Here is a 13452-nt window from a genome sequence, read left to right as displayed (position 1 = left end):
AAAGAGTTGCCGATGTCTGCCGTGGTTCGTGCCGTCGTCGTCCACCCTGGCGTTGTCGCCGCGCCGGGTGCCCAGACCCGTTGGTTCTTGCCCCCGGGTCTGTGACTACGGCCCGGCTTTGTGCCCTCGGCGTCCGCAAGCACTGAGAAGGGCGCTCTGCCCTGCATTCCCCGCCGAAGATGCGGAACGCCCGGATGCGGCGTCCTGGTCAGGCGGCGGCTTTTCGAAGGGCGGCGTCGAGGGCCCGACGGATGCGGGCTTCGAGTTCCGCTTCCCTGAACAGGTCCGACCACTCGATGCGCACGATGGTCCAGCCCTGCTCCGTCAGAGCCTTCTCCCGGCGCCGCTCCTGGTACAGCACCTCGTCCGTGGCGGTTTCGAAGTACTTCACCCGACCGTCGAACTCGAGACCGACCAGCAGTTCCGGCCAGGCGAAGTCCAACCGGTACAGCCCGTAGCGAGTGTCGACCTCGACCTGCGACCGAGCAGGAGGAAGACGGAAGCGGAGCAACCTGCTGCGGGTGAGTGTCTCGCCCGGCGACTCCGAGAGGGGGTCCGCTGCCACGACGACCAACCGGGCCCGGGTGATTCCCGTGACCGGACCGAGCAGGTCGAGGGCTTCGAGGGAGGAATCCCTCGGAACACCTCGGGCGAGGCACTGGTCGGCGATGATCAACGCCTGGTCGAAGGGCAAGGTCCTCGCGCAGTCCAGCATCGTGCGGCGCAGTGACGTCGAGGGCAGCCCCCGCAGAATGACGACGTCGTCCTCGCCCAGACTGGCGCTGTGGTTCCGCACATCGGCGCCGTGACTCGCGTTCGAGGTACGCGTCGGCTGCGTCACGTGGACGTCCGGGGCGGGCCTCCACAGACTGAGCCCGTGCAGGGCTGCGGCGGTCTCGTGACTGTAGACATGCTGAGTCGTGACGAGCCCGACGAGCGAGTGGTGGTGGGCTTCCGCGCGAAAAGCAAGGCGCTGCAGCGGGGTGAGGGCCGCCCAGTATTCATCCGGGACGTAGCAGTTCTTGCGCAGTCGGCGGAGCTCGCCGCCGGCAACGAGTCGCTGGATGCGCTGACGGCTCAGCCCCTCATCGAGGAGCTCCTGGTAGCGCCAGAGGGTCCGTGCTCCGAGGGCGTCCGTCGAGGGGGTCATGGCCCTACCTTGGGGAAGTGGGCGCCGCGATTCACGGCGGATGCGCGGAATGTGGACAAGTCGTCCGACGACGACGACGACGACGACAACGACAACGACGGCGGCGGCGGCCGCCGGCGGCCTCGAGGGGACGCGGAAGGGCGGCGGGGAAACCCGTGGCGCCGTCTCAGGGCCGGGGGCAAGAACCAACGGGTCTGGGCACCCGGCGCGGCGGCCCCAAGGGAAGGCGGAAGGGCGGCGGGGAAACCCGTGGCGCCGTCTCAGGGCCGGGGGCAAGAACCAACGGGTCTGGGCACCCGGCGCGGCGGCCCCAAGGGGGAAGGTATGGCGGGGCGGCGGAGAGATACAGGCGGACGACGGCGCCGCTAGGCGTAGTACCTCCCCAGCACCTCCGCCTTCAGGTCGTAGAAGGTCCCGTCGTCGATGGCGTCCCGCGCGTCGTCGACCATGCGCACCACGAAGCGCTCGTTGTGGATCGAGATCAGCGTGGCCGAGACCATCTCCTTCGCCTTGTACAGGTGGTGGATGTAGGCACGGGTGTAGTGGGTGCACGTGTAGCAGTCGCAGCCCTCGACCAGGGGCGTGAAGTCGCGCCGGAAGCGGGCATTCGAGAGGTTCCAGCGGCCGTCCGGCGTGTAGAACGCGGAGTTCCTGGCGACGCGCGTGGGGGAGACGCAGTCGAAGGTGTCGGCACCGTTCTCGATGCCCGTGAACAGGTCGTCCGGCTCGGAGATCCCGAGCAGGTGGCGGGGCTTGTCCTCGGGCAGCTCGTCGCTGCACCAGCCGAGGATCGTGCCGAGGTTCTCCTTCTCGAGGGCGCCGCCGATGCCGAAGCCGTCGAAGTCCAGGCCCCCGAGGTCGACGGAGGCCTTCCTGCGCAGGTCCTCGTACTGCGCCCCCTGGATGACGCCGAACAGGGCCTGGTAGGGGCGGTGGCTGCGCTCCGCCGTGAGCCGCTCGTGCTCCGCGATGCAGCGCAACGCCCACAGCCGGGTCCGCTCGAGCGACTCCTCCTGGTAGCCGCGCGAGTTCATCAGCGTGGTGAGCTCGTCGAAGGCGAACATGACGTCCGCGCCGAGCTGGTGCTGCACCTGCATCGAGATCTCGGGCGTGAACCGGTGGCGGTCCCCGTTCAGGTGGCTCTTGAACCAGACACCGTCGTCGTCGATGTGGGCCAGACGCTCCTTGCCGGCGGCCACGCGGTCGTCGGCGCCGGCCTGATCGGCGTCCACCGGCACGTCCATGGTGATGACCTTCTTGAAGCCCGAGCCGAGGCTCATGACCTGGAACCCGCCCGAGTCGGTGAAGGTTGGACCGGGCCAGTTCATGAAGGCACCGAGTCCTCCGGCCTCGTCCAGGATGTCCGCGCCGGGCTGCAGGTACAGGTGGTAGGCATTGGCGAGCAGCGCCTGGGCGCCGAGCTCGGCCATCGACCCCGGGAGGACGGCCTTCACCGACGCCTTCGTGCCCACGGGGATGAACGCCGGTGTGCGGATCTCGCCGTGCGGTGTGGTGATCGTCCCGGTCCGCCCGTGCCGGCGCCCGCCGCTCCCGGCTCCCGGCGTCGTGTCCTCGAGGCGGCTGTGGACGGAGAAGGAGAACGAGGACTGCTGGGACTGTGGATGCACCACCCTATTTTGCCAGCACGGGGCGGGCCGGAAGTCCGCACCCGGAGGCCGGGGCCGTCAGTCCGCGGCGAGCCGGTCGTTGAGCGCACCGACGGCGGTGAGCTCCGCGGCGATCCGGCGTTCGAGGACGTCGCGGCTCAGGGTCTCGGACCCGCCGTGCGCGCGGAGGTAGAGCAGCACGCCGATGCGCAGCACCCGCCAGTCGCGTTCGACGTCGATCTTCCCCGCCGAGGAGGCGCGCAGGATCTCGGGGTCGTAGACGTTCGGCTCGTTGAGCTGGCGCTGCCGGTACATCGCCGCCGTCTTGGCGCGCAGCGGGTCCGTCTCGGCGTCGTCGGCCGCCCGGATCGCCGCCGCGTACCGGGCCGAGCGGGCACCGTCGTGCCGTGTGAGGTAGGCGGCGATCGCGAGGCCTCCCTCGATCCACTTCCACCGCCCGAAGTTCCCGTCGAAGGGCAGCTCGGCCAGCAGGTCGGCGACGGTCAGGGCCGACGCCGTGTCACCCTCGTCGATGAGCAGGGCCAGCGCGAGCTGGTGCAGGTCCTGCAGGTTGCTGCCCGACTTGAGGTTGATGCCCCGGGCCAGCCGCCCGGCCACCTCCTGGATCGCGGCGCTGTCGGGATGGCCCAGCGCGATCTGCGCCACGAGCGCCTCGGGTGAGCCGTGGTCCGCGGCGACGGCGGACACGCCGATCTCGGCGTCGGACGGCTCGAGGTAGACCATCGAGCCCGTGGCGATCGTGACGCGCCCCGCTCCGCCGACGGTCGCGACGACGAGGGCGGGCACCCCGAAATCGTCGTTCTCGACGGCGATGGCGGTGACCTCCGCCAGGTCGCCGTCGGGGAGTGCCAGGACGTCGCCCGCCGTGAGCGCCTCTGCCGGGACCGCACGCAGTCCTGTCCTGTCTGATCTGTTCATGTACGTCGTGCCAACCTCTGCCAGTAGCGCCCCGGATGTCCTGTAGCGCCCCAGCGCGCCCGTTTCACGATACGGTAACGCGGGCGCCGACGGGTGCTCGTGGGCCGGCTAGCGGCCCCATCCGGCATGCGCGAGCGCCTGGCGCAGCAGATCTCCACGCCCGCCCGAGAGCTCCGCCTGGATGGCGGGGCCCAGCGCCTCGGCCGGGGTCAGCCAGGACAGCTCGAGGGCGTCCTGCCGTGGGGCGCATTCACCGGTCACGGGGATGATGTACGCGAGGGCGACGGCGTGCTGGCGGTCGTCGGTCAGGCCGGTCTCCGAGGGGGACGGGAAGTACTCGGCGATCGTGAAGGGCAGGGGCGACGGCGCCAGCTGCGGGAGGGCGAGCGGCCCCAGGTCCTTCTCGAGGTGGCGCAGCAGCGCGGCCCGGATGGTCTCCCGGTACATCACGCGGCCGGAGACGAAGGTGCGCAGCATCTCGCCCTGCTCGTTCGCCTGGAGGAGCAGGCCCACCTCGTTGACGTAGCCGAGGGCGTCACAGCGCACGGGGATCGCCTCGACGTAGACCATCGGCAGGCGGCGGCGGGCCTCGTACAGGTCATCTTCGGAGAGCCAGCCCGGGTTGGGGTCAGGGGTGCGTACGTTCATACCCCCAGTTCTATAGCAGACACCCTCCGGGGCACCTGCGGCGCGCGGTTCTTCGGCCCGTGGCTGAATACCCGACGGTGCCGCGACGCCGCCCCGTCAGGAGGTCGGGTGCCCGGAGAGGTCCCCTCGCCGCTCGTCGACCCGGATCCCGGCACCCCAGGGAGCGCGGACCCGGAGCGACCGTCCGTCGCTTCCGTCGCTCACCACGGGCCCCGAGCCACCGGCCGTGAGGTTCCCGAGCAGGTCCCGCACGTCGCCGTCGTACTCGAAGGCCAGACCCACTCCGCCGCGTGCGGCGGCACGGACGGCCACGAGGCCACCGTTCTTCGCCCGGAAGTCGCGCCGGGTGCCGGCACGGGCGCCGGCCCTCGGCCTCGCGCCCATGTCGCCCAGCACTCTCGCGGCGCGGTCGACGTCGGGCGTGGACCAGACCGCGAGGACCGCGAGGGGCGACGCCGGCGCACCGGTCTCGCGGGGACCCGCCTCCACGGGGAAGGAGGTGCCGTCCGGCGCGGTGATCCGCGCGGTGAGGCCGGAGCCCTCCCCGGACAGCCCCACGGCGGTGCCGGCCTCGACGGTCCGGCGGGCGAACTCCCGGACGTCGCCGACGTCGAACGCGAGGGCCGCCCGTCCCTCCTCCCTGCTGCCCGGCGCACAGGTGCGCAGGGCCACCCGGCCGCTGCCGGCGTCGAACACGGCGCGGGAACCGTCGGCGACGGGCTCCTGCGCCGGATGGAGCCCGAGGGCCCGGAGGAACCCGGCCGCCGCGGGGAGATCGGAGGTGGCGACGAGGGGGCGGACGCGGAGCATCGGTTCTCCCTGGGGTAGGCGCGGAACCACTGTTCCGCGGAGGTGGTGGACCGCCCGTCGGGTCCGACGGACCCGTCAAGGATGCCAGCGATCCGGTAGGCAGTCGGGAAGGGGGGTCCTAGGGTATGAGCATGAAAGCCGAACTCCCCGAACTCCTGCTGCCCGACGCGACGGCCTGGCGGCGCTGGCTGGAGGAGAACCACGCGTCCTCGCCCGGCGTCTGGCTGATCGAGCACAAGAAGGGAGGCACGACGACGGCGCTCACCTACGCGCAGGCCCTCGACGAGGCGCTCTGCTTCGGCTGGATCGACGGCCAGGCGAAGTCCCGCGACGAGGGCAGCTACCTGCAGCGCTTCACGCCGCGTGGCCCGCGGAGCATCTGGTCGGTCCGCAACCGGACCTATGTGGACAGGCTCCGCGCCGAGGGCCGCATGCGGGACGCCGGGGAGCGGGCGGTCGCCGCGGCGCAGGCGGACGGCCGATGGGAGCGGGCCTACGCCGGGCCCGCGACGGCCGAGATGCCGCCCGACCTCCTGGCCGCGATCGAGGCCGACGCCGCCGCGCTCGCCACGTACCGCACGCTGTCGTCCCAGAACCGGTACGCCATGATCTTCCGCCTGTCCCAGCTCAAGACGGACGCGGCGAAGGAGCGGAACATCGCGAAGTTCGTCGCGATGCTGTCCCGCGGCGAGACCTTCTACCCGCAGGGGAAGGGCCCGGCGAGGAGCGACTAGCCGAACGCCGCTCCGCCGTCAGTCCAGCCGGGTCACCTCGTAGGTGTGCCCGGCGGCACGGAGCCGCTGCACGAGCACCGTCCCGAGCGCGGTGGCAGGCGTCAGCGATCCGCTCCGGGGCGGTAGCCGGTCACCGTCCAGTGCCAGGGCCAGCGCCGTCTCACCCGCCATGACGGCGGTGGCGGCGTAGCCCGGATCACCGGGGCCGGCGGCGACCGCCTGGTACCGGCGCCCGTCCTCGGTGCGGGCGGTCACCCGGGAACGGAACCAGCCCCTGCGCTGCGTGCCGGCACTCGGACCCGTCCCGGGCGCCGGGAGCACGCGGTCGAGCAGGCTCCGGGTCGCCGGGAGCACCATGGCACCGGCGAACGCGCGGAGGCCGAGGGCGGTCGCCCCGGCGATGACCGCCCCCGCCGGTCCGCGGGCGACCCCCATCACCTCGCCGTACCGGAGGGAACGGCCGTACGCCCAGCCCTGCAGGGCGTTGCTGCGGCGCACGATCCGCGTGTTGGCCGCGGCCATGACGAAGGGTGCGGTCCACGTACCGTCACCGGAGCGGCCCACCGGAGCGGTATCCGCCGGCTGCGGTGTCGCCGGCTCGCGGGCGCGGTCCGGGCTGAGCGAGTAGGGGTCGGCGGCGAGCGAACGCAGGGCGGCACTCGCCCGCATCCCGTCGAGCTGCCCGCGCATCGACTCGAGAGTGCCTCCGCTGATGCCGCCCTTCGCCGTGGCGACGAGCTGGACCTCGGTCAGCGCGCCGGCACCGTCGGCCTCCGCTGCCTGGTGGAGCAGGAGTACGGCGAGATCGGAGGGCACGGAGTCGTAGCCGCACGCATGGACGATCCGGGCACCGCTCGACCGGGCCGGGAGGTCGCAGCGGTCGATCGCCTCGCGGACGAAGGACACCTCACCCGTCAGGTCGCCGTAGTGGGTGCCCGCCCGTGCGCAGGCCTCGACGACGGGCAGTCCGTACTTCGCGTAGGGGCCGACGGTGGTGAAGAGCACCCTCGTGCTCCCGGCCAGGGCGGCGATCGAGTCCGCGTCCTCCGAGTCGGCCTCGAGGAGGGACCACTCGTGCGCGGCGGCCGGCAACCGCGAGCGCACCGCCGCGAGCCTGGCCGCCGACCGGCCCGCGAGCCCGATGCGCAGGCCGACCGGGGCGTGTGCCGCGAGGTAGGCGGCGATCAGTTCGCCGACGAAGCCCGTCGCCCCGTAGAGGACGAGGTCATGATCGCGGGGCAGGTTCTCCATGCGAGCAGTCTGTCATCCCGGGCGATCGGCCTGCTCGGGAATCTCCCGTGCACGGGCACTCCCCGCGGCCTCCAGGACCATCCAGGCCTGGAGCTGCGAGGACAGGCTGACGGGCCCGTCCTGCCGCGGCGGGAACACGAGCGTCCTGCCTCCCGGGATGCCGCCCGGCTGCGGGCCGTCGATCTCCGTCCGGCCCGCCCAGAGTCGCTCCGCCGTCGCCTCCAGGAGGGACCGGGCGGTCGCTGCGGCCCGTCCGTCGATCCCCGGCGTGAGGACGGCGAGGGACAGGTAGCGTGCGAGGATCCCGGTGAACAGGCCGGCGTCGCCCCCGGAGGCGAGGGGCAGCACGCCGTCGTCGTCGGCCAGGCGGTCCGCGATCGCGCGGACGAGGTCCGAAGCCTGCTCGAGGTTCCCCTGCCCGCCCGTCGCCACGAGCGCGCCGAGCACCGTGCCCTGGTTGTAAGTGTGGACGGTGCGCTCCACCGAGCCCTCCGCGGTGCCGTCGGCCTTCACGCCGTCGAGGTACAGCCCGACGGCAGGGTCGTGCAGGCGTGCGTGCAGCCAGTCCAGGAGCTCCTGTGCGCGTGCCGGGTCCCCGGCGCGCGCGAAGAAGAGCGCAGCGGGAGCCGTGCTGGGAGTGTTCTTGTAGTCCCGCGTCGTGTTCCAGAAGACGCCGCCGCCGAGGTCCGGCGTATGGGCCGACGCGAGGGCTCGCCCGAGGACCCGGACGCGGCGCCGTGGCCGCCGTCGCCCCTCCACCGCGTCGAGGCGCTGGAGGGACAGGGCCAGCCAGGCCATGTCGTCGTAGTAGGCGTTGCGCCACCGGCCGCCGTTGCGCAGCCAGATGCCCCGGGCGAGCTTCCGCGCCTCGGTCAGCGCGCCGCCGCCGGGGTGGCGGAGGTGTTCGTCCAGGAGGCAGTCGAGGTAGTGGGCCTGCCACCAGTAGTGCCAGTGGCTCCTCCGGCTGGTCGGCGCCGGGTAGGCGATGGCACCGAGCCTCGTTCCGGGGAGGCGCAGGCTCCGGCGTGCGAAGAGGCGCCGGACGCTGTCCGCGGCCAGGGAGGCGGCGTCGTCGGGGATGGGCATATGACCACCCTAGTCATGCCCGCTCCGCCGGGAATTGCGCAGGATGCGCAGTCCGATACCCGCCGGGTGCGCAGTGGGCCACGTCACAGTACGCTGGGCGCGGGACGGACCAACGGCGGTCCTCCCGCTGCGGAAGGGTCAGGCATGGACATCAGGGGAGCGGTAGCGCTCGTCACCGGAGGCGCGTCGGGACTCGGTCTCGCCACCGCCCGCAGACTGTTCGACGACGGCGCGTCCGTGGTGCTCGTCGATCTCCCGCAGTCCGCCGGTGCGGACGTCGCGGCGGACCTCGACCCCTCCGGCAGCCGCGTGCGCTTCGTCGCCGCCGACGTCGCCGACCCGGCGCAGGTGCAGGCCGCCGTCGCTGCCGCCGCCGGGCTCGGTCCGCTGCGCATCGTCGTGAACTGCGCGGGGATCGCCACGCCCGGCAAGGTCCTCGGGCGGGACGGCGTCCTTCCTCTCGAGCAGTTCGCCCGCGTCATCAGCGTCAACCTCGTGGGCACGTTCAACGTCATCAGGCTCGCCGCCGAAGCCATGGCGGCCACCGCCACGGTCACCGGCCTCGGCGGCTCGGACGAGCGGGGCGTCATCATCAACACCGCCTCCGTCGCCGCGTTCGACGGGCAGATCGGCCAGCCCGCGTACTCGGCGTCCAAGGGCGGCGTTGCAGCCATGACCCTCCCCATCGCCCGCGAACTCGCGCGGTCGCTGATCCGCGTGGTCACGATCGCCCCGGGCATCTTCGAGACGCCCATGATGGCCGGACTGCCGCAGGAGGCGCAGGACTCCCTGGGTGCCCAGGTCCCCCACCCGTCACGCCTCGGCAAACCCGCCGAATACGCGGCGCTCGCCGCGCACATCGTCGAGAACCAGATGCTCAACGGCGAGACGATCCGCCTCGACGGCGCCATCCGCATGGCGCCGAAGTAGAGCACAGCCAGGTCTCAGTCCGATCGAAAGGACGGCTCGATGGAGAGCCAACTGCCCACCGCCGACTTCCTCGGCTTCGAATCCCTCCTCACCACCCACGAGCGGGAGAAACTGCAGGACGTCCGTGACTTCCTCGCGAAGGAGGTCTCGCCGCGCGCCGTCGAATGGTGGAACCGCGCCGAGTTCCCCCACGAGCTCCTGCCGAAGCTCGCCGGGCTGAACCTCAGCACGCCCGTGCAGCAGGGCTACAGCCACCTGTTCAGCGGGATGGTGATCGCCGAGCTGACCCGGGCCGACACGTCGATCGCCACGTTCTTCATGGTCCACCACGACCTCTTCGTCGAGGCCCTGCACACCTTCGGCAGCGAGGACCAGAAGGCGCGCCTGCTGCAGGACGCCATGGACCTGAGGATCACGGGTGCCTTCGCGCTCACGGAGCCCCTGCACGGCTCCGACGTCGCCGGCGGCATGACGACCACGGCCACGCGCGACGGCGACACCTGGATCCTCGACGGCGCGAAGCGGTGGATCGGCAACGGGACCTTCTGCGACTACATGCTCCTGTGGGCGCGGGACACCCAGACCGGGGGAGTGCGCGGGTTCATCCTCGACGCCACCCTGCCCGGCGTGACCCGCACCGCCATCGGGAACAAGATCGCGCTGCGGACCGTGCAGAACGCCGACGTCGTCCTCACCGGGGTGCGCGTCGCCGAGGCCGACCGCTTCGCCGGCATCGAGTCCTTCGAGGACACCCGGCAGCTCCTGCTCGGCTCCCGGATCCTCGTGGGCTGGCAGGCCGTCGGCCAGCAACTGGCGGCCTTCGACGTCGCCCGGCAGTACGCCGTGGAGCGCCACCAGTTCGGCAGGCCGATCGCCGGCTTCCAGCTCGTCCAGGACCAGCTCGTCACCATGATGGGCAACACGACGGCGAGCCTGGCCGTCATGGCGCGCGTCGCCCAGCTGCAGGAGCAGGGCGCCTCCGACATGCCCCAGGCCGCCTTCGCGAAATCCTTCACGACGGCGCGCATGCGCGAGACGGTCGCCCTGGGTAGGGGGATCCTGGGCGGGAACGGGATCGTGACGGAGTACGGCATGGCGAAGATCTTCGCGGACGCCGAGGCCGTCTACACCTACGAAGGGTCGTACGAGATCAACAGCCTCATCGTGGGCCGGGCCCTGACGGGTATCTCGGCCTTCGCCTGATCCGGCCCCCGGGCCGGTGCCGGTCGTCGTCGTCGTTCATGCTTTCCATGCCACCTACCGCGTGCCGAGCGCCGACACGCCCCGTCATGGTCGTCCGGTCGATGAAAGCCGGGAACGACGGCGGCCGTTCACATGACGGGCGGGGTGAGGCGCACGCCACATTACTGGGTAGGATCCCAACAGCAATCCGTCGTATCCAGTGCCGCATACGCCCGTTCTTCATGCCCTGAAAGCAGGCCGTTGTGACAGTGCCCCTCGAAGTGTCCCCCCTGCACGCCGACCCGTTCGGCGGTGCCGCGGACATCAGCTCCGACCTCCGCGCCGACGTGCGCCGCGTGAGCACGCTGCTCGGCGAATCGCTCGTCCGGCAGCACGGCCAGGAACTGCTCGACCTCGTGGAGCGCGTCCGCCGGCTGACCAAGCAGTCCAAGGAATCCGGCAGCGGCGCCGACGCCGACGAGCGGGCGGCCCTCACGGAGCAGGTGCGGGAACTGCTCGCCGCCCTCCCCGTCGACAGGGCCACCGAGCTCGTGCGGGCCTTCGCCGCCTACTTCCACCTCGCGAACGCCGCCGAGCAGGTGCACCGCGTGCGGGGGCTGCGGTCGCGGTCGGAGGAGGACGGCTGGCTCGCGCAGACGGTGTCCCGCATCGCGGCCGACGCGGGCCCCGAGGCGCTCGCGGACGTCGTGCGGGCCCTGGACGTCCGGCCCGTGTTCACGGCACACCCCACCGAGGCCTCGCGCCGCTCGGTGCTGGACAAGCTGCGGCGACTCTCCGACATCCTCGCGGACACGACGGCGGAGGGCTCGCAGCAGCGGCGCCGCCAGGACCGGAGGCTCGCCGAGGTCATCGACCTGATCTGGCAGACGGACGAGCTGCGCCAGGTGCGGCCCACGCCCATCGACGAGGCCCGCAACGCCATCTACTACCTCGGCGACATCCTCACCACCTCCCTGCCCGAGCTCCTCGAGGACCTCTCCGACCTCCTGGCCGAGCACGGTGTCGCCCTGCCGGCCGAGGGTGCGCCGCTGAGGTTCGGTTCATGGATCGGCGGGGACCGCGACGGCAACCCGAACGTCACCGCGGCCGTCACCCGCGAGATCCTGCAGATCCAGAACCAGCAGGCCGTCCGGATCGCCATCCACTTCGTCGACCGCCTCATCTCGTCGCTGTCCTCGTCGACGGCGATCGTCGCGGCGTCGGAGGAGCTCACGGCGTCCATCGAACGGGACCTCGCGAGCCTGCCGCGCCTCGACAGGCGGGTCCTCGAACTCAACGCCCAGGAGCCCTACCGGCTCAAGCTCACGTGCGTGAAGGCGAAGCTGCTCAACACGGCGTCCCGTGTGCAGAACCAGACGGCCCACGAACCCGGCCGGGACTACAACACCACCGCCGGGGTACTGGCGGACCTCCGGCTCGTCGGCGACTCCCTCCGGCAGCACGCGGCGGGCCTCGCGGCGGACGGGGCCCTCGCCACGGCCTCCCGCGTCATCTCCTCCTTCGGTCTGCACCTCGCGACGCTCGACGTCCGCGAGCACGCGGACATGCACCACGACGTCATCGCCCAGCTGGCCGACCGGCTCGGCGAGCTGCACCTGCCCTACCTCGAACTGGCCCGCGAGGACCGGCTCCGGGTGCTGTCCCGCGAGCTCGCGTCCCGGCGTCCGCTCGCCACAGTCAACCCGCCGCTCGACGACGGAGCGCGGCGCACGTTCGACGTCTTCCGCGAGATCGCCTCGGCCCTGGAGACCTACGGGCCCGACGTCGTCGAGACCTACATCGTGTCCATGACCCGCGGGGCTGACGACGTCCTCGCCCCCGTGGTGCTGGCGCGCGAGGCCGGACTGGTCGACGTCGTCGGCGACGGCTCCGGCGGCCCGGAGTCCGGGGCGTTCGCGAAGATCGGCTTCGCCCCGCTCCTCGAGACGGTGGACGAGCTCCGCGTCTCCGCCGAGATCGTGGACGCCCTCCTCTCCGACCCGACGTACCGCGAGGTGGTGCGGCTGCGCGGGGACCTCCAGGAGGTCATGCTCGGGTACTCCGACTCCAACAAGGAGTCGGGCGTGCTCACGAGCCTGTGGGAGATCCACAAGACCCAGCGCCGCCTGCGCGACGTCGCGGCGAAGCACGGCGTCCGCCTCCGCCTCTTCCACGGCCGCGGCGGATCGGTGGGGCGCGGTGGCGGCCCCACCTACGACGCCATCCTCGCGCAGCCCAACGGCGTCCTCGAGGGCGAGATCAAGTTCACCGAGCAGGGCGAGGTCATCAGCGACAAGTACTCGCTGCCGGCCCTGGCCCGCGAGAACCTCGAGCTCTCGCTCGCCGCCGTCATGCAGGGCTCCGCACTGCACCGTACGCCCCGCACCTCCGACGACGACCGCGGGCGCTGGGCCGAGGTCATGGAGACGGTCTCCGACGCCGCCTTCGCCCGGTACCGCTCCCTGATCGACCACGAGGACCTGCCCGCATACTTCCTCGCATCGACGCCGGTCGAGCAGCTCGGGTCCCTCAACATCGGCTCCCGCCCGTCGAAGCGCCCCGACTCCGGAACGGGGCTCGGAGGGCTCCGGGCGATCCCGTGGGTCTTCGGGTGGACGCAGTCGCGGCAGATCGTCCCGGGCTGGTTCGGCGTCGGCTCCGGTCTGCGGGCCGCACGGGAGGCGGGCCACGGGGGGCTGCTCGCGGAGATGCTCGACCGCTGGCACTTCTTCCGCACCGTCGTGTCGAACGTCGAGATGACGCTCGCCAAGACGGACCTCGACATCGCCGCGCACTACGTCGAGGCCCTGGTGCCCGTCGAGCTGCAGCACCTGTTCGGGGTGATCCGCGAGGAATACGAACTGACCCTCGCCGAGATCCGCCGGCTCACGGGCGAGCACGAACTGCTCGACAACCAGCCCGTGCTCAAGCGGTCCCTGGCGGTGCGCGACCAGTACCTCGACCCGATCTCCTACCTCCAGGTCGAACTGCTGCGCCGGGTCCGCGCCGGGTCCGACGGCGGGCAGCCCGACGAGCAGCTCCAGCGCGCCATGCTGATCACGATCAACGGCGTCGCGGCGGGGATGCGCAACACGGGCTGAACGGCGATCCGCCC

Annotated in this window: 11 protein-coding genes; 4 read left to right on the top strand and 7 right to left on the bottom strand. The window is 71.8% G+C overall.

What is annotated here, in order from left to right:
- Positions 1-208 precede the first annotated feature (208 nt).
- From ACX80K_RS14200 to ACX80K_RS14180, 5 genes are all read right to left on the bottom strand, one after another.
- Complete coding sequence (locus ACX80K_RS14200) at positions 209-1150, bottom strand: type IV toxin-antitoxin system AbiEi family antitoxin domain-containing protein (protein WP_459272542.1); 942 nt, start codon at positions 1148-1150, stop codon at positions 209-211.
- 365 nt (positions 1151-1515) lie between these two features.
- On the bottom strand, positions 1516-2778 hold the full coding sequence (gene tgt / locus ACX80K_RS14195) for a tRNA guanosine(34) transglycosylase Tgt (RefSeq protein WP_459272541.1): 1263 nt from the start codon (positions 2776-2778) through the stop codon (positions 1516-1518).
- Positions 2779-2835: 57 nt separating this feature from the next.
- On the bottom strand, positions 2836-3696 hold the full coding sequence (locus ACX80K_RS14190; RefSeq protein ID WP_459272540.1) for a DUF6707 family protein: 861 nt from the start codon (positions 3694-3696) through the stop codon (positions 2836-2838).
- 108 nt (positions 3697-3804) lie between these two features.
- The gene (locus tag ACX80K_RS14185; protein WP_104180579.1) at positions 3805-4344 is read right to left on the bottom strand and encodes an NUDIX hydrolase family protein; all 540 of its coding nucleotides are present in this window, start codon (positions 4342-4344) and stop codon (positions 3805-3807) included.
- A gap of 96 nt (positions 4345-4440) precedes the next feature.
- Positions 4441-5154: a VOC family protein gene (locus ACX80K_RS14180; RefSeq protein ID WP_459272539.1), complete on the bottom strand. Its 714-nt coding sequence runs from the start codon at positions 5152-5154 to the stop codon at positions 4441-4443.
- A gap of 131 nt (positions 5155-5285) precedes the next feature.
- Between ACX80K_RS14180 and ACX80K_RS14175 the strand changes: the two genes are divergently transcribed.
- The gene (locus ACX80K_RS14175) at positions 5286-5888 is read left to right on the top strand and encodes a YdeI/OmpD-associated family protein (RefSeq protein ID WP_459272538.1); all 603 of its coding nucleotides are present in this window, start codon (positions 5286-5288) and stop codon (positions 5886-5888) included.
- Positions 5889-5906: 18 nt separating this feature from the next.
- Here the strand turns inward: ACX80K_RS14175 and ACX80K_RS14170 are convergent, their stop codons facing one another.
- Complete coding sequence (locus ACX80K_RS14170) at positions 5907-7139, bottom strand: saccharopine dehydrogenase family protein (RefSeq protein ID WP_459272537.1); 1233 nt, start codon at positions 7137-7139, stop codon at positions 5907-5909.
- A 12-nt stretch (positions 7140-7151) separates the two neighbouring features.
- Entirely contained in the window at positions 7152-8225 is a 1074-nt protein-coding gene (locus ACX80K_RS14165; RefSeq protein ID WP_459272536.1) for a glycoside hydrolase family 76 protein, read from the bottom strand.
- A 144-nt stretch (positions 8226-8369) separates the two neighbouring features.
- Here ACX80K_RS14165 and ACX80K_RS14160 point away from each other — a divergent pair, with 144 nt between their 5' ends.
- The 3 genes from ACX80K_RS14160 (at position 8370) to ppc (ending at position 13438) form a co-directional block, all read left to right on the top strand.
- Positions 8370-9155: an SDR family NAD(P)-dependent oxidoreductase gene (locus ACX80K_RS14160; protein ID WP_459272535.1), complete on the top strand. Its 786-nt coding sequence runs from the start codon at positions 8370-8372 to the stop codon at positions 9153-9155.
- Between the two features lie 39 nt (positions 9156-9194).
- Complete coding sequence (locus tag ACX80K_RS14155; RefSeq protein ID WP_459272534.1) at positions 9195-10358, top strand: acyl-CoA dehydrogenase family protein; 1164 nt, start codon at positions 9195-9197, stop codon at positions 10356-10358.
- A 242-nt stretch (positions 10359-10600) separates the two neighbouring features.
- Complete coding sequence (ppc, locus tag ACX80K_RS14150) at positions 10601-13438, top strand: phosphoenolpyruvate carboxylase (protein WP_459272533.1); 2838 nt, start codon at positions 10601-10603, stop codon at positions 13436-13438.
- Positions 13439-13452 lie beyond the last annotated feature (14 nt).

The organism is Arthrobacter sorbitolis, from assembly GCF_054510995.1.
The sequence above is the reverse complement of the archived record's forward strand: the minus strand, read 5'-3'. Positions and strand labels throughout refer to the sequence as shown.

Bases quoted from the DNA above. Each gene is read 5' to 3' on its own strand.
- ACX80K_RS14200 (WP_459272542.1), bottom strand. From the start codon at position 1,150: ATGACCCCCTCGACGGACGCCCTCGGAGCACGGACCCTCTGGCGCTAC.
- ACX80K_RS14190 (WP_459272540.1), bottom strand. From the start codon at position 3,696: ATGAACAGATCAGACAGGACAGGACTGCGTGCGGTCCCGGCAGAGGCG.
- ACX80K_RS14185 (WP_104180579.1), bottom strand. From the start codon at position 4,344: ATGAACGTACGCACCCCTGACCCCAACCCGGGCTGGCTCTCCGAAGAT.
- ACX80K_RS14180 (WP_459272539.1), bottom strand. From the start codon at position 5,154: ATGCTCCGCGTCCGCCCCCTCGTCGCCACCTCCGATCTCCCCGCGGCG.
- ACX80K_RS14175 (WP_459272538.1), top strand. From the start codon at position 5,286: ATGAAAGCCGAACTCCCCGAACTCCTGCTGCCCGACGCGACGGCCTGG.
- ACX80K_RS14170 (WP_459272537.1), bottom strand. From the start codon at position 7,139: ATGGAGAACCTGCCCCGCGATCATGACCTCGTCCTCTACGGGGCGACG.
- ACX80K_RS14165 (WP_459272536.1), bottom strand. From the start codon at position 8,225: ATGCCCATCCCCGACGACGCCGCCTCCCTGGCCGCGGACAGCGTCCGG.
- ACX80K_RS14160 (WP_459272535.1), top strand. From the start codon at position 8,370: ATGGACATCAGGGGAGCGGTAGCGCTCGTCACCGGAGGCGCGTCGGGA.
- ACX80K_RS14155 (WP_459272534.1), top strand. From the start codon at position 9,195: ATGGAGAGCCAACTGCCCACCGCCGACTTCCTCGGCTTCGAATCCCTC.